27 protein-coding genes and 3 tRNA genes are annotated in these 25906 nt (G+C 29.9%); 19 read left to right on the top strand and 11 right to left on the bottom strand.

Annotated features, from left to right (window positions below; genetic code table 11):
• Positions 1-351: 351 nt before the first annotated feature.
• Positions 352-906: a hypothetical protein gene (locus C7U55_RS10140; protein WP_146139619.1), complete on the bottom strand. Its 555-nt coding sequence runs from the start codon at positions 904-906 to the stop codon at positions 352-354.
• A gap of 334 nt (positions 907-1240) precedes the next feature.
• Positions 1241-1453, bottom strand: a complete 213-nt coding sequence (locus C7U55_RS10135; protein WP_048924918.1) for a helix-turn-helix transcriptional regulator — start codon at positions 1451-1453, stop codon at positions 1241-1243.
• A gap of 193 nt (positions 1454-1646) precedes the next feature.
• Here C7U55_RS10135 and C7U55_RS10130 point away from each other — a divergent pair, with 193 nt between their 5' ends.
• The 8 genes from C7U55_RS10130 (at position 1647) to rpsI (ending at position 5580) form a co-directional block, all read left to right on the top strand.
• Positions 1647-1886 carry a hypothetical protein gene (locus tag C7U55_RS10130; protein ID WP_106988459.1) on the top strand — a complete coding sequence of 80 codons (240 nt, stop codon included), beginning with the start codon at positions 1647-1649 and terminating at the stop codon, positions 1884-1886.
• Between the two features lies 1 nt (position 1887).
• Complete coding sequence (locus C7U55_RS10125) at positions 1888-2619, top strand: alpha/beta hydrolase family protein (RefSeq protein WP_106988458.1); 732 nt, start codon at positions 1888-1890, stop codon at positions 2617-2619.
• 94 nt (positions 2620-2713) lie between these two features.
• Entirely contained in the window at positions 2714-3040 is a 327-nt protein-coding gene (locus tag C7U55_RS10120) for a PadR family transcriptional regulator (protein ID WP_106988457.1), read from the top strand.
• The gene (locus C7U55_RS10115; RefSeq protein WP_106988456.1) at positions 3033-3644 is read left to right on the top strand and encodes a DUF1700 domain-containing protein; all 612 of its coding nucleotides are present in this window, start codon (positions 3033-3035) and stop codon (positions 3642-3644) included. Before C7U55_RS10120 ends, C7U55_RS10115 begins: the two co-directional genes overlap by 8 nt.
• A 1-nt stretch (position 3645) precedes the next feature.
• Positions 3646-4404 carry a DUF4097 family beta strand repeat-containing protein gene (locus C7U55_RS10110; RefSeq protein ID WP_106988455.1) on the top strand — a complete coding sequence of 253 codons (759 nt, stop codon included), beginning with the start codon at positions 3646-3648 and terminating at the stop codon, positions 4402-4404.
• Positions 4405-4406: 2 nt separating this feature from the next.
• Positions 4407-4598 (top strand): PspC domain-containing protein, encoded by a 192-nt coding sequence (locus C7U55_RS10105; RefSeq protein WP_106988454.1) that lies wholly within the window; start codon positions 4407-4409, stop codon positions 4596-4598.
• Between the two features lie 140 nt (positions 4599-4738).
• Entirely contained in the window at positions 4739-5176 is a 438-nt protein-coding gene (gene rplM, locus C7U55_RS10100) for a 50S ribosomal protein L13 (RefSeq protein WP_022002676.1), read from the top strand.
• Positions 5177-5187: 11 nt separating this feature from the next.
• Positions 5188-5580, top strand: a complete 393-nt coding sequence (gene rpsI, locus C7U55_RS10095) for a 30S ribosomal protein S9 (RefSeq protein WP_022002675.1) — start codon at positions 5188-5190, stop codon at positions 5578-5580.
• Between the two features lie 394 nt (positions 5581-5974).
• Here the strand turns inward: rpsI and C7U55_RS10090 are convergent, their stop codons facing one another.
• From C7U55_RS10090 to C7U55_RS10065, 6 genes are all read right to left on the bottom strand, one after another.
• Positions 5975-6211, bottom strand: a complete 237-nt coding sequence (locus C7U55_RS10090; protein ID WP_106988453.1) for a hypothetical protein — start codon at positions 6209-6211, stop codon at positions 5975-5977.
• A 241-nt stretch (positions 6212-6452) separates the two neighbouring features.
• Entirely contained in the window at positions 6453-7301 is an 849-nt protein-coding gene (locus tag C7U55_RS10085; RefSeq protein ID WP_239985193.1) for a tyrosine-type recombinase/integrase, read from the bottom strand.
• Positions 7273-7653, bottom strand: coding sequence for a TnpV protein (locus tag C7U55_RS10080; RefSeq protein ID WP_106988452.1), 381 nt, complete (start codon positions 7651-7653; stop codon positions 7273-7275). Before C7U55_RS10080 ends, C7U55_RS10085 begins: the two co-directional genes overlap by 29 nt.
• A complete protein-coding gene (locus tag C7U55_RS10075; RefSeq protein WP_239985192.1) occupies positions 7628-8755 on the bottom strand; it encodes a plasmid recombination protein in 1128 nt (375 codons plus the stop codon). The genes C7U55_RS10080 and C7U55_RS10075 overlap by 26 nt, the downstream gene beginning before the upstream one ends.
• 142 nt (positions 8756-8897) lie before the next feature.
• Positions 8898-9854 carry an AAA family ATPase gene (locus C7U55_RS10070; protein ID WP_106988451.1) on the bottom strand — a complete coding sequence of 319 codons (957 nt, stop codon included), beginning with the start codon at positions 9852-9854 and terminating at the stop codon, positions 8898-8900.
• 2 nt (positions 9855-9856) lie between these two features.
• Entirely contained in the window at positions 9857-10096 is a 240-nt protein-coding gene (locus C7U55_RS10065) for a hypothetical protein (RefSeq protein ID WP_106988450.1), read from the bottom strand.
• Positions 10097-10415: 319 nt separating this feature from the next.
• Between C7U55_RS10065 and C7U55_RS10060 the strand changes: the two genes are divergently transcribed.
• From C7U55_RS10060 to tnpA, 5 genes are all read left to right on the top strand, one after another.
• On the top strand, positions 10416-11072 hold the full coding sequence (locus C7U55_RS10060) for a helix-turn-helix domain-containing protein (protein ID WP_106988449.1): 657 nt from the start codon (positions 10416-10418) through the stop codon (positions 11070-11072).
• 19 nt (positions 11073-11091) lie between these two features.
• Entirely contained in the window at positions 11092-12837 is a 1746-nt protein-coding gene (locus C7U55_RS10055) for a site-specific DNA-methyltransferase (protein WP_106988448.1), read from the top strand.
• Positions 12834-15032 carry a DEAD/DEAH box helicase gene (locus C7U55_RS10050; RefSeq protein ID WP_106988447.1) on the top strand — a complete coding sequence of 733 codons (2199 nt, stop codon included), beginning with the start codon at positions 12834-12836 and terminating at the stop codon, positions 15030-15032. Before C7U55_RS10055 ends, C7U55_RS10050 begins: the two co-directional genes overlap by 4 nt.
• 46 nt (positions 15033-15078) lie before the next feature.
• Entirely contained in the window at positions 15079-16938 is a 1860-nt protein-coding gene (locus C7U55_RS10045) for a DUF4435 domain-containing protein (protein WP_106988446.1), read from the top strand.
• A gap of 302 nt (positions 16939-17240) precedes the next feature.
• Entirely contained in the window at positions 17241-17711 is a 471-nt protein-coding gene (tnpA, locus tag C7U55_RS10040) for an IS200/IS605 family transposase (protein WP_106988462.1), read from the top strand.
• Positions 17712-18439: 728 nt separating this feature from the next.
• Here tnpA and C7U55_RS10030 read toward each other — a convergent pair.
• A complete protein-coding gene (locus C7U55_RS10030; RefSeq protein ID WP_106988444.1) occupies positions 18440-18655 on the bottom strand; it encodes a site-specific integrase in 216 nt (71 codons plus the stop codon).
• 348 nt (positions 18656-19003) lie between these two features.
• Positions 19004-19861: a type I methionyl aminopeptidase gene (gene map, locus C7U55_RS10025; RefSeq protein WP_106988443.1), complete on the bottom strand. Its 858-nt coding sequence runs from the start codon at positions 19859-19861 to the stop codon at positions 19004-19006.
• A 92-nt stretch (positions 19862-19953) separates the two neighbouring features.
• Here map and C7U55_RS10020 point away from each other — a divergent pair, with 92 nt between their 5' ends.
• From C7U55_RS10020 to C7U55_RS09995, 6 genes are all read left to right on the top strand, one after another.
• Positions 19954-20511: an NUDIX hydrolase gene (locus tag C7U55_RS10020; protein ID WP_106988442.1), complete on the top strand. Its 558-nt coding sequence runs from the start codon at positions 19954-19956 to the stop codon at positions 20509-20511.
• A gap of 37 nt (positions 20512-20548) precedes the next feature.
• Entirely contained in the window at positions 20549-21235 is a 687-nt protein-coding gene (locus C7U55_RS10015; RefSeq protein ID WP_106988441.1) for an N-acetylmuramoyl-L-alanine amidase family protein, read from the top strand.
• Between the two features lie 84 nt (positions 21236-21319).
• A tRNA-Ile gene (locus C7U55_RS10010) sits at positions 21320-21396 on the top strand.
• Positions 21397-21421: 25 nt separating this feature from the next.
• Positions 21422-21498: transfer RNA gene (locus C7U55_RS10005), tRNA-Ile, on the top strand.
• 32 nt (positions 21499-21530) lie between these two features.
• Positions 21531-21606: transfer RNA gene (locus tag C7U55_RS10000), tRNA-Ala, on the top strand.
• Between the two features lie 57 nt (positions 21607-21663).
• Positions 21664-22671 carry a PTS transporter subunit IIC gene (locus C7U55_RS09995; RefSeq protein WP_106988440.1) on the top strand — a complete coding sequence of 336 codons (1008 nt, stop codon included), beginning with the start codon at positions 21664-21666 and terminating at the stop codon, positions 22669-22671.
• An 11-nt stretch (positions 22672-22682) separates the two neighbouring features.
• On the opposite strand, the gene C7U55_RS09990 is transcribed toward C7U55_RS09995, so the two are convergent.
• Positions 22683-25850: a DEAD/DEAH box helicase gene (locus tag C7U55_RS09990; RefSeq protein WP_106988439.1), complete on the bottom strand. Its 3168-nt coding sequence runs from the start codon at positions 25848-25850 to the stop codon at positions 22683-22685.
• Between the last annotated feature and the right edge of the window lie 56 nt (positions 25851-25906).

The following is a 25906-nucleotide window of genomic DNA, read 5'->3' as shown; positions in this document are numbered from 1 at the left end:
TCATAGCCAAGATAGATGGAACCACAAAGAATAGTTTTCTGGATGGTATCATAGGTAATGTTTCTGATCTTGCCTCTATTATAAAGAGAGCGGATATAGTTGATGTTGTCATTAAAGATATAGGAAAAAGATTCCTTGCCTTTGATTTTATCAACATGATTAAAATTGTATAAAGTAAGACAGTCAGCATAGTTAGTATCATCAATCATAAAATCACCAACTAACATTTTAAAGAAAAAGGTAATAATCTTCAAAGATTATTACCATGTGGACAAAATTTATTTTGTCCCTTTTTTATTTGAATTATAGATAAAAAATCCTCTAGTTTTCACTAAAGGATTTACTTCTTGCTTATGAAATTGAGTCTTTTACAAAATAAACAACTTCTAAATTTTTTTCTTTAATATTGGAGTCAGATAACATCTCATCCATTGTCATCCAATAGTAATGCTTATTATTTATCACAAAATTGTCTTTTTTCATATAAGCAGGTAATTTAGAAAGTGTTATAGAGTAAAGATTGTGATTATAAATTCTATTTTCGTTATGACTAACTGAATATTTTTCTTGAGTTCTAGAAGTAACAAATTCACAATTTATTGTTGAAGTATCAAGTTGTAGATCTTTTTCTAATGCTTCTTTTATAGCAGTTTCATTATTTTCATCTTTAGTTTTGTAATTGATAAATAATTTACATTGCCATCTTTCATCATCGTAAAGTAAATACTTGTCTTTGTTTTTGATGATGACTAGCGAATGTCTATGAGCCACTAAGTCTAGATTATTAATATCATTTATTAAATTTTCATAATTATATTTTTTTGTCATAAACTCTTTTCCTATCTTAAATAAATAAAGTACACCAATTACTATAAAAAAATATTTAATAATGATACTTGGAATCATAAAAAATGAATCATAATTTGCTGTTAAAGCAGATAATAGAAAGGAAACAGCAGCAAAAATAGTATCTTATGTTATATTATTTCCAATATATTCACTTTTATTTTCTAATAGATGTTCTAAATCTTTCTTTTCGATGTATAGACGCATTGTGCACCAATCTTTCTCAAATTATATCTTAAACAAAAATAATATACAAGAAATAGATATTAAACTATCTCTATAAATATATACGTCAAAAAATTAGAAATTTCTTCTTTTTTATATAAGAAAAGACTGTACGAAATTAGTTTTCTAATTTGGACAGACTTGTATGTAATAGAATATTTCTTATGTGTTAGTCTACTTCTGCGGTAATGCATAAAAAATCAATACTATGATTAAAAATTTTGGAAAGAAGTTTCCATGTAGCAATTGGCATTTCTCTTTCGTAGTTTTCATAGTGTGAATACGTACGGGGAGAAACAGAGATCAGTTTTGCAAGATCTTTTTGTTTTAAATCATTGTCTTCTCTTACATTTCTTAAATTAATAAAAATGATTTTACTCATATGAATTCCTTTCTGTTTCTCTTGTCAACACAACGAATATCATAATGGATAAGAGAGACGTGTTCTTTGTATTTTCATTATATGGAAGAAATGTTGGGTCATTGAAAAACGGAACAAATTGGGCTTTTTTTTCGTACAATTCATTTTTTAGACATATTTTTTGGTATAATAAGATAAAAATGGAGGTATAAAAATGGAAGGTATTACAGAAATTGATAAAACTGCTTATATAGATGAATGTAAAGAAATTGTGAGAAATGAACTTGATGAAGAACTTTCTGATGAAATGCTTACAATTGTGACAAATGAAATTATGGATACATGTTTATTTATTGGTGGAGACTTTAAAAAAGAAAATATCATCGATATTACAAAACAATATGTCACAATGGGTGGTATTAAAAGAATTAAGAAAGCACGTGAGGGTATGTAAGATGCAACATTATTGTGAAATACCAACACCCAAAGGAACACTTAGAGGATTTTTTCATAAACCTAATCAAGACAAACATCCTGTTTGTTTGATTTTCCATGGTTTTACAGGACAAAAAACGGGAACAAAGTTTTCTTATGTACAATTATCACGTATGTTAGAAGCTAAAGGAATTGCTTCTTTTCGCTTTGATTTTTTAGGAAGTGGAGAAAGTGATGGGAATTTTGTGGATATGACTTTTCAAGATGAACTGTCTTGTGCCAGAGTTATTTTAGAAGAATGTTTAAAAATGGAAAATTGTACAGAAATCTATGTTTTAGGACATTCGATGGGAGGAGCTATTGCTAGTGAACTAGCAAAGCTTTATCCAAATGTGATTAAAAAGATGGTCTTATGGGCACCTGCTTTTAACTTGCCAGAGGCACTTCATTATTTGACAGGTCAAGTTGAAAAAGCAAAGACGTATGATCATGGGGGCTATGAAATATCGGATGAATTTGTAGAAGATATTTTAAAAAGAGATTTTTATCAAAATCTTGATACGTATCAAAATGAATTACTGGTTATTCATGGGACAAAAGATATAACGGTTCCTTATGAAATTAGTGATAAATATATGAAATTATTTCATAAAGGAACAAAGTTTGTTTCGATAGAAGATGGAAATCATAACTTTGATAAACTTTCAGATATTAAACAGGTTTTAAAATTAACTTTAGATTTTTTTGGATAATGTGTTTAGCACATTATTTTTTTATGCGAATAATTATTGAAATATAATACTATACATCGTATAATATTATTGTATAAAGAATAGGAGGGTAAATATGATATTTAATACAGGGGCTGCTTTATTGGATGCCATTGTTTTAAGTGTTGTTGCTAAAGAAGAAGAAGGAACATATGGTTATAAGATTACCCAAGATGTAAGAAAAGGAATTGATGTTTCTGAATCGACATTATATCCTGTCCTTAGAAGATTACAAAAGGATGAGTGTTTAGAAACGTATGATAAACAAATAGATGGCAGAAATAGAAGATATTATCGTATTACAGGAAATGGAAAGAATAAATTAGAAATGTATCGATTAGAATGGATCGATTACACAAAGAAAATTAATTCATTATTAAAAGGAGGGGATAATAATGAATAAGGAACAATTTCTAAAGGAATTAGAAGATTTATTACAAGATATAGATGCAACAGAAAGAGAAGAAGCATTGAATTATTATCGTGATTATTTTGAAGATGCTGGAAGTGAACATGAACAAGAAATTATTAAGGAACTTGAATCACCAAAGAAAGTTGCACAAACAATTAAAGAAGGGTTAGGTGTTGAAAATCATCAAGATATCAAATCTGATCATGAAGAAATTCATCATTTTAATGAAAGAAATATGCGTATTTTAAGAGGCATTATTGTTGTCTTGTTAGTTCTTCTTGTTTTACCAACGGTTGGTGGCATTGGTGGATTAATTGTTGGAGCAATAGGTTTATTTATTGGTATTGTTTGTGTTGGTGTTTTTGGAACATTTGGTTTACTTTGTGCTGTTGTTGCTTTAGCGGTAGTGGCGCTTCGTTTATTTATAGATGGCTTAATTGCAGGTGGTTTGATTTGTTTAGGTATTGGTCTACTACTTGTTTCGCTTAGTTATTTAACATCATTGATGACAGTAAGTTTGTTTAAATATTTACCACAAGCTTTTAGAGCAATGATTGATTTAGGAAAAAATATTTATAATAAGGTGGTTGGTTAATATGAAAATTTATAAAAGTATAGCTTTTGCTTCATTGGTTATAGGAACTGTTTTATGTATTGTTGGTTTTTTTATGAATGGAATTAGTGAATTACCAGATGAAACACAAAAGCTCAGTAAATATGTAACAATAAGATCTTTTGGGAAAGCAAGAAATGTTTCTATGGAAATGAGAGTAGATGATTCTTGTGATTTATCTTTGGAGTTATCTGCAGTAAATGGGACAATTAAATATTATGATGGTGAAGTCATTAAAGTTGAAGCAGATAATGTGGATAGGGACTATGAATTTAAATATGATGGTGTAAAAGCAAATATTTCTTTTGATGGAGTGAATAATAAAAAACAGGCAGGAAATGTTACACTTTATTTACCGAGAAATATTAGGTTTAATGAGGTAGGTTTAGATTTTGATGCTACAAATATTACAATGGAAGCTTTACAATGTACACAACTTGATTTAGAAAGTGATTCAAGTAAAGCAACAATTAAACGTCTTCAAGTGGACGGAAAAACAAGTGTTGACAATGATACGGGAGATCTTAGATTAAATTATTTAAATACAGATTCATTTGATATAGAAAATGATATGGGTAATGTTGAAGTAACGATGGCAGGTGCAAGAAACCAATATCATGTTGATAAAGATGGAAACATGAGTTCGATTCATGTAAGTAAAACAGATGAAGTCGTTGGTAATAAAAATATTACAATTGACACAGATTTAGGAAATGTTTCAATTCATTTTGAGGGGGAATAGAAATGAAAAAAAGATTATATCGTTCAAGAAAAGATAAAATGTTGGCAGGCATTTGTGGTGGATTAGCTGAATATTTTGCTGTTGATCCTTCACTTGTAAGAATTGCGTGTGTATTACTTTGTTTATATGCTGGAACAGGCTTATTGGTTTATATTCTTGCCGCAATTATTATTCCAGAAGATCCTACTTACTAATTTGAGAAATATTAAAAATAATATGATTTTGTCGCATTATTTTGTTGACATTGATATTGTGATTTCATATAATTAAAAAGGTTTCATAGGCAAAAACCTTTAAAGTCCCCGGTAAGGATAAACAAAGGAGAAAAGAAAAGATGAGACAAACAACAATGGCAAATGCTGCCACAATCGAAAGAAAATGGTATGTAGTTGACGCAGCTGGACAAACATTAGGTCGTTTAGCTTCAGAAGTTGCTACAGTGTTAAGAGGGAAAAATAAACCTACTTACACACCACATGTTGATACTGGTGATTATGTAATCATTATCAATGCTGACAAAGTAGTTATGACAGGTAAAAAATTAGAAAACACTAAATATTACCGTCACTCAGGATGGTTAGGTGGTCTTAAAGTTAAGACAGCTAAACAATTCTTAGAACAAAATCCAACAGGATTTGTTGAAGCAGCAGTTAAAGGTATGTTACCACATAACACTTTAGGTAGAAAACAAGGTATGAAATTATTTGTTTATGCTGGTGATAAACATCCTCATGCAGCACAAAATCCAGTAGAAATGAAAGTGAAAGGGTAAGGTGAAAGATAATGGCAAACGTACAATATAGAGGAACAGGTAGAAGAAAATCTTCTGTAGCACGTGTTATCTTAACACCAGGTACAGGAAACTTCGTTATTAATGGAAAAGAAGCTAGAGAATATTTAGCATCAGACGTATTAAACATGATTGTTAATCAACCATTAGAATTAACAAACACTAAAGACAAATTTGATGTAACTGTTAATGTTTATGGTGGAGGGTACTCAGGACAAGCTGGTGCAATCCGTCATGGTGTTGCTAGAGCTTTATTACAAGCTGGTGACGATTACAGACCAACATTAAAAGCTGCAGGATTCTTAACTCGTGACTCACGTGTTAAAGAACGTAAAAAATATGGTCTTAAAAAAGCACGTCGTGCTCCACAATTCTCTAAACGTTAATTTTTGGGAATGCCCAGAACAATTCAAAAAAACTCAAATCAGCAAAAGCCTTTATTTATCGGCTAAAACTCGATTTGAGTTTTTTTGTATATTTGTAAATTAAAAACGGTATGCAACAAATATGCAACACGTATGCAACAATATTCTCACCTCAAATTCTCATATATGCAGCAAACTATCATATATCAACCCAATTCTCGTCCCATTCTTGGGACTTCGAGGCTCAACCGAAATGGTTTATATTTATCCATCTGTATATCGCCTTATTTATTCAACAGAAAGCAAGACAATTTCAAGGATAAACATGCTCACTTCGTTCGTCCTTGACATTGTCTTTTAGACTTTCTGTTTTATTCTTCTTGGCGATATACGAAATGGATAAAAAAGAACCACATCATAGACATGGTTCATGAGATTTTAGTTTAAATGTTTCTTTACTACCATCATCATAGTGAATCGTTACTTTGTTTTTATTGTAACTGATGATGGCATTTTTATTATGCATATCTTTTACGAGTAAGCTATAAGAATCATGAATGCTAATCGTTAGATAGTTTATATCAAAGTTCCTTTTAATCCATTGGTATGCTTTATATTGAGCAACAGTATCACATTTCAATTGGTTATTCATGTTTAATGCTTTCTGGATAATAAATAGAATTAACTGCATTAATTAAATATTGCATATCAATATGAGTATAAACTTTCTCGGTCATTGTCATTGCACCTTTGTGTCCTACGATCATCTTTGAATAAGTAGGTGATACATTTGCTTCGGCAAGTAATGATATACATGTATGCCTACAACAATGAGGTGTTTGATCAAAACCTAAACGTTCCATCAATGGAATAAAGTAGCTATCATAATAGTTTCAATATTTGAATGGCTTTTGTTCTTCGGTGTGTAATAAATAATCACACTTTGAGCTATTGTACCAATCTTTAACGAAAGGATAGATATAATCACTGATTGGTACTTTTCTTATTCCATTTTCTGTTTTTGATTTTATTACTTCGAGATAGTGCTCATCTAAATAAACATTCTCTTTTTTTAGAGATAGCAATTCTTCAATTCGTAAACCTGTATAAATCAAAATTAATATAATCTGATAATACTTATCATCTTTGAAATCCCATAAGATATTAAGCTGTTCTTTAGTGAATGGTTTTCTATCATATTTATCTGGATTTTTATCACTATGTTTTGTAATATCAACATATTTAGAATAATCTTTTCCACATATATCTAGTTTCATAGCATAAGCAAATAACTGATTGAATAGTATCTTGATTTTTCTAAGTGTAGGATAGTTTTTATCACAATTATCAATAATATTCTGTAGATCATTTGTTTTTAAATCTCTAAATTTTCTTTCATAAATAGGAATACAAGCATTAAATGCTGCACGATAACCGTTGATTGTTGAACGAGACGCATTTTCATATTTATCTGCAGACCAGTTTTCATAAACCTCTCTAAATGTCATACTTCCATTTTCAACATCAAATGGGTGTTCATGATATTTGGCTAGCATCTGCAATCCTTCATTTCTGGTTTTAGCATAACCAATAATCGCATACGTTTGTTTGGCCTTACTATTTTGTTCATCAATGACATAACCAGTTGTAATACGCACCATATAAGGTTTTCTTCTACGTGAAGCACTGCTCATTTTAGAAACACTACCGTAGCTATTTGGTAATTTCAAGTTCTTTGCCATTATAAATAACCTCCCTAGGTTGTAGTACATATTTGTTTAAGATATACTCCTTTAATTGTTTTTGGACTTCTTTAATTTGCTTATTTGTAAGCTTAGGATAATTATCTAAACACTCAAAGAACAGCTTTTGAAACAACTGTTCACAATAACAGTTAAAACAAAACATTTCAGTATGAAAACGATTATGTGAATACTCGTTTGTAAAGTGTATTTTATTATGTTCTATAAGATAATTTGCTCTTTTACTTCCATAAAATCCTAAAGGAAGTTGCACACCTAAAATAACTGGATAATAGATTTCTCCAACTAGTTGGTAAGTTATACCATTATCTATAATCTTTTTCTCTAACATTTTTGTTTTTCTCCTTTGGTGTATTTAATAATTCATTAAAAGTTTTATAGCCAAGTACCTTTTGTAGTTTCTTGAGTTTTAATGAATCATCTTTATTTTCTGCAATAAGTCTATCAATTGTTTCATATTGCTCATTAATCTTCATTTTCAATGGAAGAATCTTAGAACGTAAACTTTTTACTTCATGTTTTAATCTGAGATAATCTTTTATGATATGATTAACAACTTTCTTCAATTTTTGGATAAATGGAACAACATATTCCTTTTTGTAATTTGTAGCAGTCATAAATCTTTTGGGTTCAGGAATAACCCATAAATCATCTGTTAAATCATGAGTTAAAGAATCAATATCTGCAGTATATTCTTCAACATCTTTTAAACGTTTTTCTAACGTTTCTACTTTATCTTCAAGTGCTTTGACTTCTTTGATACGTTCTTGTTTTTTGTAATCATAAACACTAAGATGTTCATTATGGGTACCAAGTTGATTCCACTGAATATCGTGAGAAATCATAGCCTGTTCTAATTGCTCTTTTTCAGATTCAACCCACAAGTTAAACTCTGTTTCTTGTCTACCTTTACCAACAAAGCCTAGCTGCTCCATAGCTTTCTTGAGAGAAACACGTGTTTCTAAACCACGTTTACTGCCAGTGGTATAAGGAATGAAGTCTATATGCAAATGAGGTGTTTCTTCGTCCATATGAAGATGAGCAGAGAATACGTATAAGTTTTTATTTCTATCTATGAAATCATACATATACTCGGTGAGTATTGTTTTGGCTAATTCACCATTAGGTGATTTAGCGTTCATTGTATCTTTATTACCGACTTGAACAATGATTTCATAAAATGTTTTTTCTTGTTTACCAGTACGAATCTTTTCGTAGTAGTCTGGAATGACTCTATCTTTTCTTGTTTGTTTGGCATTATATTTTGTTAAAGCATCATCAAACAACTGATGATAGGCTTGTTTGATGTCTTGGTTAGCAAATTCAATATTATTTGGTGTTCTAGCTGGATCAACATTATCAGCTATAAATTTACGTGAATTATGGCTGATACTTCCTTTTCCAAGCATTATGCTTATTGTTTGTGATTGCATTAAAAGCCTCGCAGAGCGCAAGCATCTTTTGTTTCTGACAAAAGTGCATTTGCGTTACTTTCGCGAAAGTAACAAAGGCGTTTGTTTTTAAAAGGAAGGTTGCAAGATTGCTAATCTCTAGAGACCCTGCAACCTTGCAATCTTAATCTAGTTTCCAATACCATGTTCTACCTTTTTTGAAAGATTTTACATTGAGTTCGGATTTTGCTTGGTCAAGTGTTCGTTTGGAAATATCTTGTTCATAGGCATTTTTATAGATTGTGTTGGCGTCTAAAAACCCATTAGCTAAAGTTTCTAGGATATAGTTCTTAGCTCTATCTTTATCACTTTTACGTTTCATACCATCTAATAATTCATCAGTACTAATATCATAGTTACCTATCCATTCAAATCCATTATCACTGAGTTTAAAAGCAAAGGGATTACCACGCTGAGCTAAACTTGATTTATCTTGAACAACAGCACGAATACCATCAGCATTTTTAAGCTCTCCACAAATCAGTACGCTACGAGCTGCAGCTGTAATATCAATACTGCCTAATCCACGATAAGAGGATTTTGTACCTTTTCCTTTATTCATGTGTCCGATAAGAACAATTGCTACATTATGCCTTTGAGCAATATCACCAAGATTTTTTAATAATGGTCTTATTTCATTAGCTTTATTCATATCGATATTATGGCCGATATAGGCTTGAATAGGATCTAAAACAAATAGTCTTGCGTTTTCTTTGATGATAGCTTGTTCAATACGTTCATCTAGCATCGTTAAATTACACTTCGATTCATTGATAAATACGATGTGATTAAAGTCGGTATGAGGAAAACTTTCTAATCGTGGTTTAATCGTATCGTCATATCCATCTTCAGAAGTTTGATAGATGATGTTACAAGGCTCACATTTTAGGTTAGAATCATCATTTGGGAGAGGTAATCCCGCAGATAAAAGACTTGCTAAATAAAGAACTAGCATAGTCTTACCACAACCAGGATCACCTTGTATGATGGTTACTTTACCAAATGGTATATAAGGATACCATAACCAATCAACTTGTTTGCTTTGAATTTCGGATAGTCGAACAATCTCTAAATTAGCCATGTTTAAATAGCACTCCTAAAGTATCCCGTTTCTTCCCAAACTTTCTTATCAGGACAATAATAGTTGAATTCACTAGAATTATCTCTTTTCATTGCATAACCAAATTTTAAAATACCCTTTTGTAATCCAATACGAATAAATTGTGCATCTTTCCCAATAGCCTTAGATAATTCAGCGATTGGAACATTACGACCAGTAAATGCTGGCAACTCAATAAATACTCTTTTTTCTTCTTCTTTCATTTCACATTCCTCCTTTGAGAGTATTACAATGTGAAAGAAAATTTGTTATAATGTTCAAGAAAGGACATTATAAAAACGTTCTTTCATATATTACATAGGTTCATTAGATGTAGCGACCAAACTCTATCTAATGAGCCCTTTTTATTTTCCTCCTTTCTGTGGTAATTATATGAATTATATTAAATTGCATTTACTTGCCACAACAACAATATAACACTGTTGGAAAGTTTTTGCAACTATAAATAGATATTTTACTTTATATTGTTATCTTAGTATTGTATAATTAGATTATGATTACCATTTGAAAGGAGTTTTTACAATGTCTTTTGCTATATATTTAAAAAGGATTAGAGAAGAAAAAAAGATTAATCAAACAGAAATGGCCGAGTTATTAGATATTAGTAGGACTGCAATAAAATTAATAGAGAATGGTTCAACAAAGCATCCTAGTAAAAAGGTTCTACATAATTTAGCATCCTTTTTAAATAAAACTGAAATAGACGTAATGACACAAATATTATTTGATGAAAATTCAGAAAACTTTGATGAAAATGAATTGTTTGTACGTCATTATTTAACATATATGTACTTAGAAGGATGGAATATAGTTGACCATCCTTATGTATATCCGATTTGGAATGGCTATAGTATAGAATTTGAAGGAAAAATTATAAAGAAGAGACAACCAAAAAATATTGTGATTGTTAGTTCATATAAAAAAGAACTATATAGAATTACTGAAGTAAAAAATAGAATGGATGCATTAGGATATGTTGGTGATTTAGTTTCAAAATTAATGCAAGTAATAGATCCATATAGAGGAGTTAAGTTGATTTTTAATGCTGAAAATCAAGAAGAAAAAAAAGCTTTTTATTGTATATCAGAGGTGCAAATGAGTCACAAAGGATTTAATGTTGAAGTGGTTTTATATGATAAAAATACAGGTGTTATAGCTGCTCTTCAATTATTACACTAGTAAAGAAAGGATGATTAACATGGCTGAGACAATAAATTTGTCAAAAGTTAAAAGAGAAAAGCTTTTATCTAAACTAGAGTTGTTGAAACAACAAATTGATGATGAAGATATAATAGCTACTTTAAATGAAGTTGAAACAGAACTAACTAAAAAGAAATATGGTTTAGTATGGGAAGAACATTCAGAAGAAGTAGACGAACAAATGAAATCTAATATTCCCATTTTTATAGAAGATAAGGATAAAGAAATAATTTCAGACGAAACATTACCTTTTAATTTTTTGTTAGAGGGTGATAATTTACATAGTTTAAAATTATTAGAGAAAACTCATAAAGGAAAAATTGATATTATTTATATAGATCCACCATATAATACACTACAAAATGACTTTATGTATGATGATAAATTTTTATCTAAAGAAGATACATTTATTCACAGTATGTGGTTGTCATTTATGGACAAGAGATTAAGAATAGCGAAAAACTTGTTGAAAGAAAATGGTTTTATATTTATAAGCATTGACGATCATGAAGCAGCACAATTGAAATTGCTTTGTGACGAATTATTTGGTGAAAGTAATTATCAAAATACGTATTATATTCAAGTTAGGTACGCAGATAAAATTCTTAAATCTGATATGAGATATCATAAACAAATAGAACAAGTTTTAGTCTATGGTAAAACTTCACAAAGTGTGCCTTGGCTTAAACCAGAAGAATATAACTATGATAAATTTAATTTTAGAATAATTGAACTGAACCGTGGAAAAGAAATGCAAATTGGGAATAAACGAGTAGAAATCTTTCAAAAAGGAGATTATCAAATAGAAAAACTTCCTATTGGTTCAAAAACCGGATTGAAAGAAATTTGGGCAAGTGGAACTATTCTTAATGGAAACTCTTCAGGGAGATTTTTTAGAGATTATTTACAGGGAAGAAAAGAAATTGATGGATTAGGTGTTTTATATAAAGTTTATGATATAGGTGATGATCAGTATAATTATAGATATTTTACAGGTCCACAAAAAGCAAATGCAACTAAAGGAAAGTATTATCAGGGAGTTCCTTTGGACAAATTAAAAGAAAATTCACAAAAGACAACGCCTCTTCCTAATTATTATGATATGGCGGCTGACTTTGGGAACATAAGACATGAAGGAGGAGTGGACTTTGGTAGTGGAAAGAAACCAGTAAAACTAATCAAACTGTTTATTGACTATTTTGAACATAAAAATATTACTGTTTTAGATTTTTTTGCAGGTAGTGGAACAACAGCACAAGCTGTATTAGAAGCAAATTTAAATGATGGGGGAACTAGAAAATTCATTCTATGTACAAATAATCAAAATCAAATCTGCGAAAAGAAAACTTATAAACGATTGATAAATCTTAATCAAGGACTAAATATCAATGGAAGAAAGACAGAAGTATCTTATGAATTTAATTGTAAATACTACAAAACTTCTTTTATTCCTAAAACTAATGATGGAACTGTAAATAGTAGATTATTAGATTCTATAACAGAATTAATTAAGTTAGAACATCATTGTGAGATTGATAATCATTCAATTAAAATTGCATTTAATGATGAAGAAATGGATAGAATCATCGAAGAAGGTTTATCGGAATGTAGAAAGTTGTTTGTTAGTAACGAAGTCTTTTTAACTAGTGAACAAGAAAAGATATTAGAAAATTATGGAGTAGAAATAATTGACATTCCAGAATATTACTTTGCTGAAGAATTAAGGGAGGTTGATGAAATATGATAGGTATAAGAAAATTGTTTGAATTTCAAGAAGATTGTTCATCATATATCGTTAACTATTGTAATAGTGTAAACAAGAAAACTTTAATAGTAAAAGCTCCAACAGGATCAGGAAAAACTATTATTTTGTTGGATTTTATTGATAAGTACATTAAACAAAAAAATAGAAAAATATGTTTCATTTGGTTAACTCCAGGTTCTGGAGAATTAGAAGAACAAAGTAAAAAGAAATTAGATAAGCACTTACCCCAATATACATCAAAAACAGTTGATGATATTTTAAATGGTGATTTTGATGATAAAGATGTTTGTTTTATTAACTGGGAAAGAGTTACTAAAAAGGGTAATCGCGCAATTAAGGAAGCTGAAAGAAAAAATATTTATGAAAGAATTGCTGATGCTCATAGAAATAATATAGACTTTATTCTAATAATCGATGAAGAACACCAAAATAATACTTCGAAAGCAAGAGATATCATCGATGCATTTGCTCCGATTTATACTATTCGTGTATCTGCGACAGCTCATAAAAATAAAGCTTTTGATATGTACGAAATTGATGAAGTTGATGTTATTGCATCTGGGCTTATTACAAAAGCATTATACATCAACGAAGGAGTTAGTGATGCACAAATTCAAGATGAAAATGGTTTATTATTAAATTTAGCAATAGCAAAAAGAAAAGCAATAAAAGAAGGATATGAAAAATTAGGAAAAAATATTAATCCTTTAGTTATTGTGCAATTTCCAAATGAAAATCCAGGTTTAATTAAATCTATTGAAGAAAAATTGACAACAATGGATATAACATATGATAACGGACGTCTTGCTATTTGGATGAGTGGTAATGAATATCATAAAAACATTGATAACATAACAGATATAAATAATTCTGTGCAGTTTCTTTTGATTAAACAAGCTATTAGTACGGGATGGGATTGTCCACGTGCGAAAGTATTAGTCAAATTAAGAGAAAATATGAGTGAGCAATTTGAGATACAAACTCTAGGAAGATTAAGAAGAATGCCTGAAGCGAAACATTATGACAACGAATTACTTGATAATGCGTATTTATATACTTTTGATGAAAAATATCGAGAAAGTGTAATGCAAAATATTGACAGAGCGTATTTTGTTAGAAGAATATTTTTAAAACCAGAATTTTACGATTTCAATCTTGTAAAGGAATTACGAAACTTAGACTACAATAGCTCAGGTGAAAGAGAAAAACGAGATCGTTTAGCTAAGTTTTATAAAGAAAAATATAAATTAACTAATGATGTGACAATAAATAAAGTTAAATTAATGGCAGGTGGCTACAATTTATCTGATCGTATTGAAAAGACAATTATGCAAGGCAAAGTTGTTAGAACGATTGATATGGTTAGGGAAGATGCTACTAGATATGGAGTCAGTTTTGCAGTAAATACTCATGAACATGCAATCGATTTAAGACAATCTATTGACTCATTTAAATATTTAATCGGATTATCGTATGAAAAAACTAGAGTTATTCTAGAATTACTATTTAGAGATAATAGAAGATTTAAGAATAAATTTTTAAAATTAAATACTTCTGAATTTTATGCATTTATTTTAAATAATGTACATAAGATTCGTGAAGATTTTAGAGAAGGAATGATTGGATCATATACAGAACAACGAATGTTTGTCGAAGCAAAGGAAGAAATATTTAAATTTCCACACGAAGAGATTTTTAAATATATTGAACAAAAAGATTCTAAAGTTCTTAAAAAGAATGTGTATCGTGATTATACTGATGATTGTTTAGTAGAAGAGATTAAATCAAAATCTGAAAGATTATTTGAACGTTTTTGTGAATCTTGTGAAGAAGTATCTTGGTATTATAAAAATGGAGATGCAGGACAACAGTATTTCTCAATTACATATCTTGATGGCAATCAGGAACAACATTTATTTTATGCTGATTATATTGTTGGATTGAAAAGTGGTGATGTATGGATTATCGAAACTAAAGGCGGAGAAGGAAAGAATGGTACAAATAAAAACATCGATATTCAAGTTAGAAACAAGTTTGATGCGTTTAAACAATATGCTAAAAAACATAATGCTAAATGGGGATTTGTAAGAGACAAGAATGAGAAATTATATGTAAACAACACAGAATATATTGATAATATGAGCAGTGATGCATGGAAATTGTTAAAATTTTGAAATTATATAATGTATCAATTTAATGAAAGCGAGATAGAGTTAGAAAATGGATATATACAAAAAAGTAGAAAATAAATTAACTGAAATAAAAAATAAAGTCTTGTTAATCAAAGATTCTGAAGATATAGAAAATGAGAAAATTAATCATTTAAAACAAAATATAAGTAATAAAATTAATGTAATTGAAAAGAAATTTAATAATGAACTTGGCAATTTTGATAACAGTGAAATAACAATAAATTTTAAGGAGTTAATAAACAATTTATTGTCCAAAATTTTTAGTATCTCATTACCAAATAATTTAAGTAATCTGTATGATACAGATAAACAGTTGTCTTCGATTATTTTGGAAATAGATAAAGTTGAGATACTAACTATTTTATCATCAGTTAAAAATACTGTTGTAATTGTTGGAGCGAATGGTGCAGGGAAGTCATCTTTTGTGAGTGAACTAAAAAAAACGACATTACCTAATTTGTGTGTACTACCTGCTCAAAAGTATTTGATATTTAATAAAAATGCTTTCAGAAGAGATAAAAGCACAATAGAATCTTATCAACAAAGCATGCATGAAAATTATATTGATATAGCTAGAAATATAAGTGAGGAACATAAAATAAATCAATATTTCTCATATACTTTTACATTTTTGATAACATCATTGATAAAAGAATATTCTGAAATTGCGACAAGAAAAATGCGAAATGAAGAAGATTATCGAGATAAAACTCCTATTTGGGAACAATTAGAAGAAATATGGAATCAATTGATACCAAATATTACTTTTGAAATCGACCCAAACGAAAGGGAAGTATATGCTCATAAAAAAGGAAATAGATATGGTCTAAATGGATTGAGTGATGGAGAAAAATGTATTATTTTTTACATTGGAAATGTATTAACTGCCCCTGAAAATAGTTATATAGTAGTTGATGAACCAGAAACCTTTTTAAATCCGTCTATTTATAATAAACTATGGGATTCGCTTATTTTAAAAAGACAAGATTGTCAGTTTATTTTTACATCACATACTATGGATTTTGTTAATTCTAGGACAAATTGTAGATATATATGGTGCAAAAATTTCAAATATCCAAATGAATTTGATTTAAAACTGCTAGAAAAGGAAAATGATTTTCCTATCTCTTTATTAACCGAGTTAATTGGAAGCAGAAAACCAATTTTATTTTGTGAGGGAGATTATAATAGTTTAGATTATCAGATATTTTCAAAAATATTCTTAGAATACAATATTAAACCTGTTGGTGGACATCAAAATGTGATAAATTATACTAAAGGATATAACCAAATATCAGAAATTCACGAGAATAGAGCAATTGGAATTATAGATTCAGATTTTATAGAAGATTCTGAAATTGAAAAATATAAAAAGTATAAAGTGTTTACACTTGCATTTAATGAAATTGAAATGTTACTTTTAGATGAAAATATAATTAATTCGGTTCTTAAACCATTTAAAAAAGAAGAAGAAATTAACGCCATAATTGATGATTTTAAAAACACATTTTTTGATGAAGCAAGACAAAACGAAGAACGCATAATTCTTCAATCAACAAAGATTCAAGTTGATAGAATTATCTCTACAAGTTTAATACAAAAATATAGAACTATTGAAGAAATAGATTTAGAAGTGAAAAATAGTTCATCTAAAATAAATGTAAACAATATATATAATCATGAAAAAGTTAAATTAGAGAAAATATTAAAGGATAAAGATTATTTAGGTTTACTTAAAATGTGTAATTTAAAAAAACAAATAGTAAGAGGATGTGCATCTAATATTATCATGAAAAATTATGAAGATCGTGCAGTCGAGAGGATAGGAATTGATACTAATCTATCAGAATTATTAAGAAAACTATATTTTAACAATATGGAAATTTAGGTAAGAGATTTCTTTAATTGATTATAATTTTTTTGGCAATGCAACAAGTATGCAGCAAAATAGCTAAAAAACGTTGATTTTATCACAAGTCGGAGTTCTCAAAACGTTAATTTATACGTTTATTCAGAGAAATTCAAAAAGCTCAAATCGATATTTCGATTTGGGTTTTTTGTATACTCTAAAACCCCTAGATAGTCTAGGGGTTCCGTGAAGCTTTAGCGATGAATAAAGAAATTCCTTGTATTATAATAAAATTGCGGCCTGACAAACTGCAAAAAAATTTAATACAAGGAGAAAAGGAAATGAATCAAATAAATGATAACAATTCCATACATACTTTATCACATACGACATGGAATTGTAAGTACCACATTGTTTTCGCACCAAAGTATAGAAGACAAGTGTTTTATGGAGAAAAAAGACAAGAGATAGGAAAAATACTAAGACAGTTGTGTGAATGGAAAGGAGTAAAGCTTTTGAATGCAGAAGCGTGTCCAGATCATGTGCACATGTTAGTAGAGATACCACCGAAGATGAGTATATCAAGCTTCATGGGATTTCTAAAAGGAAAGAGTAGCGTCATAATATATCAAAAATGGGGTAATATGAAATATCAGTATAGAAGCAGATCATTTTGGTGTAGAGGATACTATGTAGATACAGTAGGAAAGAATACAAAAAAGATCAATGAGTATATAACGAATCAAATACAAGAAGATAGAATGTCTGAACAAATGCGAATGGAATTTAACGACCCTTTTAAGGGTAGATAAGCGACAGTAAGCAAGTGTCAGGCCAGCAGAGGCCTAGGGGGCTTAAGCGAGATGCTGAGCTCTATGGGCGATGAAAGCAAAACCACCAGATTTTCTGGTGGATTACTTTTTTTTGTAAAATGGAAATGAGTGCAATGGTTATTGTGTTTTGAAATGAACTTGCATATTAAAATATGTAATGCTATAATTTGATTGCAAGTTAGAAAGCATTGCATCAAAACGAAAAGGTAAGGAATGGTACTCCTTACCTTTTCTAGTATTTTAGAGTGTACTTAGCACTAGGCTGATTATCGTTTAAATCTTTTGTCCAACCATTTGCATATGTAATAAACTAAAACACCTGCCACGACAGATACAACTAAGTTAGAAAGCATTAACATCACCTCCTTTCAGGGGAGGACGATAACAAAGTAATTATATCAAATATTGTCGATAAAGAATATATTGAAGATAGTATAATTTGAAATAAAACGAAGGACTTGAAATCCTTCGCTTTTACTTACCGATAAAGGTTATTAGGTAGGTTTATAATTTGTTTTTTCTTATCTTTGTATTCTATGATAATTTTATTGTTTTTATATTGAATTTTTGCAGTTTCTAAATTTTTATCAATTATTTTAATTGTTCGGTCATCAACAATTTCTAAGTTTAAAGAGTCAATTTCAAAATTATTTTTAATCCATTGATAAGCTTTGAATTGAGATGACGTTTTACAATGAAACATATTATTATTCTTTTATATTTTTAGGATAGTAAATACTATTAACTGCATCAATCAACAAATTAATATCAATATGTGTATAAACCTTTTCGGTCAAGCTCATTGCTCCTTTATGTCCAACGATCATTTTTTGATATGTAGGAGATACTTTAGCTTCAGCTAATAATGAAATACATGTATGTCTACAACAATGAGGTGTTTGATCAAATCCAAGATGTACCATTAATGGGAGAAAATAGCTATCATAGTAATTTCTATATTTGAATTGTTTATTTTCTTCGGTGTGCGATAAATATTCGCAATTTGAGGAATGATACCAGTTTTAAATAAGGGGATAGATATAATCACTGATAGGACCATTTTCTGTTTTTGATTTAAATGCGTGTAAATGTACATTGGTGTGATGGAAATGGTGAAGAAACAATAAGGTTTTCTGCTGATCAAAAGGATTATCAATGTGTTACACGTTGTTTGTGCAAAGGCTGGTTTATGAAAATAGATCCGATTATTTAAAAAGACATCTTGAATCGATGCCTAAAAGTGCATAAAAATAAGCCAGAGATTTTCTGACTTATTTAGATATAATTTCAACACCATCTTCAGTAACTAAGAAAGTGTGTTCCCATTGGGCTGATAAAAGACCATCATCTGTATAAACAGTCCAATCATCATTGAAATTTAAATGAACATTTCTTTTACCTTGATTAAGCATAGGTTCAATTGTAAAGACCATTCCTGGAACAATCAAAACAGTATCTTCATGTGGTTTAAAATGGAAAACATAAGGGTCTTCATGCATTGTCATTCCAATACCATGACCGCAGAATTCTTCAACAACACTATAACCGTTTATATGAGCATATCTTTGAATAGCGGCACCGATATCACCGATATGACTTTTCCATGGTTTGATAGCTTTCATCCCTTCATACATAGCTTCTTTTGTAACTTTAACAAGTCTTTCAGCTTCTTTGGAAACATTTCCTATCATAAACATACGAGAAGCATCAGCGTAATAACCATTTAATTCACTTGTGGCATCAACATTAATAATATCCCCATTTTTTAAAATAACATTTGGGGAAGGAATTCCATGACAAACAACATTATTGATTGATGTACAAATGCTTTTTGGATATCCTTCATAATTTAAATCTGCAGAATGAGCATTGTGTTCTTTTAAGTATTTTCTTGTCATAACGTCGATATCTTCTGTTGACATCCCTATTTTGATATTTTGTTCAATATGATCAAGTAAACCGTTATTAACGACAGCGGCTGCTTTAATTCCTTCAATTTGTTTTTGATTTTTTATCATTGAACGAGGGGGTGTCCTCACACCTCGTTTTTTATAATAGTTTATTTTTTTATCAAATTCTTGGTGACAGACTGAATAGTCTAAATCACTCCCACACCAACATTTATTCATTCGTTTTACCTCTTTTCGTATCTATTGTAAACATCTCATTTTGTAAAGTAAAGAAAGATGATAAAATAGATTAAGAAGATGAGGTGTTTAAGTTGGAAATTTTAGATATATGTGATGAATTTGGTAACCCTACAGGAAAAGTGGAAGATCGAGAAATTATTCATCAAGAAGGTTTATTACATCGTACGGCCCATGTTTGGTTATTAAGAAAGAAAAATAATCAAATAGAAATTCTTTTACAAAAAAGAAGTGATGCAAAGGATTCATTTCCTGGATGTTATGATATTTCTAGTGCAGGACATATCCCGGCGGGTGACGGTTATTTTAAATCCGCTAAAAGAGAATTAAAGGAAGAACTTGGGGTAGAAATTGATGAAAATGAATTGATTGATTGTGGCAATCGTCGATTTCATTTTGAAGAAGTATTTCATGGAAAACTTTTTAAAGATAATCAAATAAGTAAAATATTTGTTTTATGGAAAGATTTAGAAGAAAAAGATTTTATTTTTGAGGATCATGAAGTTAGTGAAGTTATTTGGATGGAGTTTGAAAAATGTTATCAGGCGGTAAAAAATAATAAAATCAATCATTGTATTTATTTGGAAGAGTTGGATATGATTGGGGAATATTTGAGAGAATGTCAGGAATGACATTCTCTTTTTTTGCATATAATGAGGTGGTGACGTTATGAAAAAAGTAATCCTTGTTATTATATGTTTAAGTTTTATGGTTTTTTCAAATGTTTATGGTGTTAAACAAGAACTTAAGGGAGTGAAGATTGTTTTAGATGCGGGGCATGGAGGTTTTGATAATGGAACAATGGATTATGGTTATAAAGAGGATGATATCAATTTAGAGATTATTTTAAAGTTAAAAGAGGTTTTAAAGAAAGAAGGGGCGAAGGTCTATTTAACAAGAGATGGGGATTATGATATGACCAAAAGAAATCATCACTATTCAAAACAGGATGATATGTATTTAAGAGTCAAGAAGATTGACCGTTTTAAAGCGGATTATCTTATTAGTATACATCAAAATGCCTCAGGCAATAAAAGTGCTTGGGGATCACAAGTGTTTTATTATTATCGAAGTACTAAAGGAAATGAACTTGCCAAGGATATTAACCAAAGTTTAAAAGAAGTGACACATAGTTCTAAACCAGTAAGTGGTTGTGGGTTTCGTGTTTTAAGAGCAACGAAAACCTTAGGTGTATTAATTGAATGTGGTTTTATGTCGAATTGGAATGAATGTGGTCAACTAAGAAATAAAGCATATCAAGAAAAACTATGTATAAAGATTAAAGAAGGGCTCGTTCGTTATCATCAAAAGGTCTTAAGAAGTAAGAAAAAAGAGGTAAAAAAAGTATTAGAATAATTTTCTTGAATTTTTTGAAAAAATTGTAAAAAAGTATTGACGACTGTCATGGTACATGGTATTATGTATGGGCAGTTGATTGATGGGCCTGTAGCTCAGTTGGTTAGAGCGCACCCCTGATAAGGGTGAGGTCGATGGTTCAAATCCATTCAGGCCCACCATTAATTAATTGTTTTATATAGATGTGGGCCTGTAGCTCAGTTGGTTAGAGCGCACCCCTGATAAGGGTGAGGTCGATGGTTCAAATCCATTCAGGCCCACCATTTTAACAAATGGTGGATACAAATTAATAATTGGGGCCATAGCTCAGCTGGGAGAGCACCTGCCTTGCACGCAGGGGGTCAGCGGTTCGATCCCGCTTGGCTCCACCAATAGTCAATAAACTGCTTCGGCAGTTTTTTTGTATATAAAAATAAGGAGAAAAAGAAATGGCAAAAGGGAGAGGAAAAGGAAATTATGTAGTCAATACCTTTAATGGGATGGCTTATGGTTTCTTTTCAAGTTTAATTATTGGAACGATTTTAAAACAATTAGGAAATGTAATGAATATCGGTGAACTTGTAACATGGGGAAATATTGCAAGTTACTTAATGGGTCCGGCAATTGGAATTGGTATGGGCTATGCAATTGAAGCAAGAGGCTTAAATTTAATATCAGCTGTCATTGCAGGAGCAATAGGAGCAGGGACTTTCCAAAATGGAAATGTTCAAGCGGGAAATCCTATTTCTGCTTATGTTGCGGTACTAGCTGCAATTGAAGTAACGCGTCTTATTCAAGGTAAAACACCAATCGATATTTTATTAGTTCCGTTTACTTCTGTTTGTGTGGCAGGAATTGTAACGCAGTTCGTAGGACCTTATTTGACACAATTGATTACTTGGATTGGTGGTTTGATTAATGAAGGAGTCTCTTTGCAACCGTTGTTTATGTCCATTGTTGTTGGTATATTAATGGGGATGGCGCTTACCGCACCGATTTCTTCGGCAGCCATTGGTATTATGTTAGGACTTGATGGATTAGCTGCAGGAGCTGCTCTTGCTGGTTGTTGTGCACAAATGGTGGGTTTTGCGATGATGTCTTTTGATGATAACGATATTGGTGATGTTATTGCCATTGGGATTGGAACAAGTATGCTTCAATTTAAAAATATTATTAAAAGACCGGTGATTTGGTTGCCACCAATTCTTACTACGATTATCACAGCACCGATCTCGACAATGCTTTTATCCATTCGTTGTAGTGCAATAGGTTCAGGGATGGGAACGGCAGGATTAGTTGGAATCTTAGATGCGATGCAAGTAATGGGCAATCAATACACTGTTCCTATTATTTTGATTGATATTATTATTCCAGCGGTTTTAACTTTTTCATTCTATAAAGCGTTTAGAAAATTAAATTATATAAGAAAAGGAGATTTAAAGATTGAACGTCTTTAATCTCCTTTTTCTTATTTAAATAAATCAATAATATCTGCTGTAGACATTTGGGTGATTGATCCATGATTATTTTCAATAAACATATTTGATAGATCTTGCTTTTGTTCTTGAAGTTTTTGAATCTTTTCTTCAATAGAATTTTTCATGATCAATTTATAAACTTGAACGTTATTTGTTTGTCCAATACGATAAGCGCGGTCTGTTGCTTGATTTTGAGCAGACATATTCCACCATGGATCGAAGTGAATAACCGTAGATGCACTTGTTAAGTTGAGTCCTGTACCACCAGCTTTTAAACTGATTAAGAAAACGGTTGTTTTATCATTTTGAAAAGCATTTACAAGTTGATGTCTCTTGATTTTTGTTGTTGCCCCTGTAAGAACATAATAAGAAATATCTTTTTTACGCAATTCAGCTTCAATTAAATCAAGTGATTTTGTAAATGATGAGAACAATAATATTTTTTGTTCATTTTCTTTCGCTGTTTCAATAATATCCATACATGCTTTTAATTTAGAACTTGGTTCTTGAACGTTGTTGTATAAGATACGTTGATCACAGCATAATTGACGAAGGCGTGTCATCATTGCTAGAATTTGGATCTTATCAATATGATTTACTTGAATAGCGCTTTGTAATTCTGTATTGATTGTTGATAAGTTTGCAAGATATACTTTTTCTTCATCTGGCGTAAATGGAATAAGTACATTATTTTCAATTTTATCAGGTAATTCTGTTAAAACATCTTTTTTTGTTCTTCTTAAAATAAATGGTTCCACGAACCGTTTTAATTTTGCTTGTTTTTCTTGGTCTTCGTTTTTAATAATTGGTATTTCGTAAGTTTCTTTGAAATGATGATAATTATATAAATATTGAGGCATCAAGAAATCAAATATTGACCAAAGCTCTGCTAAACTGTTTTCAATTGGTGTACCTGTTAAGGCAAAACGATATTTACCATTAATAAGTTTAACGGCTTGAGCGTTTTTAGTGCTTTGGTTTTTAATGTATTGTGCTTCATCAAGAATGAAATAATAGAATTGATAATCTTTATATAATTCAAAATCACGACGAATATAATCGTAAGAAGTAATAACAACATCGTAATCTTGAAGATTTTCAATTAATTTCTTTCTCTGAGCAATGTTTCCAGTAATACATACAGTTTTTAATTGATTAGAGAATTTTTTAATTTCATCTTGCCAGTTATAAATAAGAGTTGCTGGGGCAACGACAAGGCTGACACGATCTTTAGAGATGCTGTCTTCAATTAATGTCATGACTTGTAAAGTTTTACCAAGCCCCATGTCATCAGCTAAGATTCCACCAAAACCATAATCAGACATGGTTTTTAACCATTGGAATCCTTGTACTTGGTAATCTCTTAAGATATTTTTATAATGTTCAGGTACTTGGATATCCTCATGATTTTTTTCTTCAATGTGCGAAATAAGATTTTGGAAATGTTGGTCACGATTAAATTGTAATGATGATTGAGACATGAAATTTTCTAAATATAATGAATGATATTTATCAATTTCTACTTGTCCATCTTCAATATCTTTGTATTGAAGATTTAGATCATTGAATAATAGATCTAAATCTTTGATATTTTCATCATCTAAATTAATAAATTCACCATTTTTTAAACGATGGTAATTCTTTTTGTGTTGATAAGCATAAAGGATATCTTTGATCTCTTCTTTATCAACATTAATGCTATCGATATCAATTTGTAATAAATCATTTTGTAAACGAACACCAATATTTAATTTCATGTTTTTTGGCTTGTTCATTTGCTTGATTTCTTCGCTAATATAAATTTCACAATCATTATTTAATGAAGGTAAAACACGTGTGATGAAATCATAAATATCTTCTTCGTTGTATAAATAATACATTTGTGTGATCTCATCATATTCTAGGTATTTATCTAATGTTTGTATAACGTTATCTAGTTTTAATGGTAAAACAAGATCTTTAGGATTTTCTAAAATAGTGTTTCCTTGATCATCACGATAATCAAGAGTAACAGATAACTCGTTATTGTTGTTTAAGTCTACATAGATAAGTAATGAGACTTCCATTGGTAAATATTCATCAATATCATCTCCTGTAAATTCAACATAAGGTAATATTGAATCAATGATGTATTTAGAAAAACGAGGCAATTCATGATTTGGAATTGTGAGTGGATTGTTTTCTAAATGAATAAGTAATGGACGCATTGCTTCAGAACATTCTTTGGAATAACGGTTTAATGTGTAATGATCGAAATAATAGATATATTGATGACCGATAATTGTCATGCCATCAGGTTCTTTATATTTGATGGTTGTATAATCATCATCTTTTTTCATTTCTAAAACAAAGTTCTTTAAATCAATAGTTGTAAAATTGATATTAATGTCTAGATTATCATAGTGTGATAAAAAGAAATCATCGATATTATCAGAAGAGATCTTTAAACTTCTTTCATCGTTTTTTAGATAGAAATATTCTTTAATAAATTGAACTTGTTTCCAAGAAGAATGATCAAATGCTTTTGGATTATGATCCGTAATTAAAGCATTTCCATATTCAATAATTTTATTTGATTTTACATTTTCTAAAAAAGTATCAATGTTTTTAATAGTATAACTTCTTTCACCGGCAATCTTATAAGAAAGACTTAAGCGATTGAAAGTTGATTTAACTTGTGGAATCAAGTGTATGTTTTGTGCTAAAGGTAATTGATGTTGATGATGTTGACTGCGATATTCTTGAATTAAAGAAAAAGTCAAATCAGCTTGTTGTTTTAGATGTTCAGCTTCTTTCTTGGCTTGCAAGGCTTGAAGCTTATCTAAATAATTTCCTTTTTGATTATAGGAATAAGGTAAATCACTTGATTCTAAACCATAGAATTTTAATAAGATGGCACCAATGTGACCACATGCAAGTTCATTTGGTTTACAATGATGGCAATCACAGCTAAATTCTAAAATATTACCCCCGGTATCCACTTGAATTGTGGCAGTATTGATTTTACCATTTACATTTGTACTTCCAAGTATTTGATAAATTTGACCATCCTTTATAACGGACATATTTGAGATTGTGTTATGTTGGAATAAGTTATGAGCTATTTTCCAGTTTGGCTCATTAAAATACTTATTTATTTCGTCGTCTTTTATATACATAGATAGTCCCTCCCCATTAAGGTATTATAACATTATTTTGAAAAAAAAGACGAGTG

The organism is Faecalibacillus faecis, from assembly GCF_003024675.1.
Lineage (GTDB): Bacteria > Bacillota_I > Bacilli_A > Erysipelotrichales > Coprobacillaceae > Faecalibacillus > Faecalibacillus faecis.
This window is presented reverse-complemented; position numbering and strand designations above follow the sequence as displayed.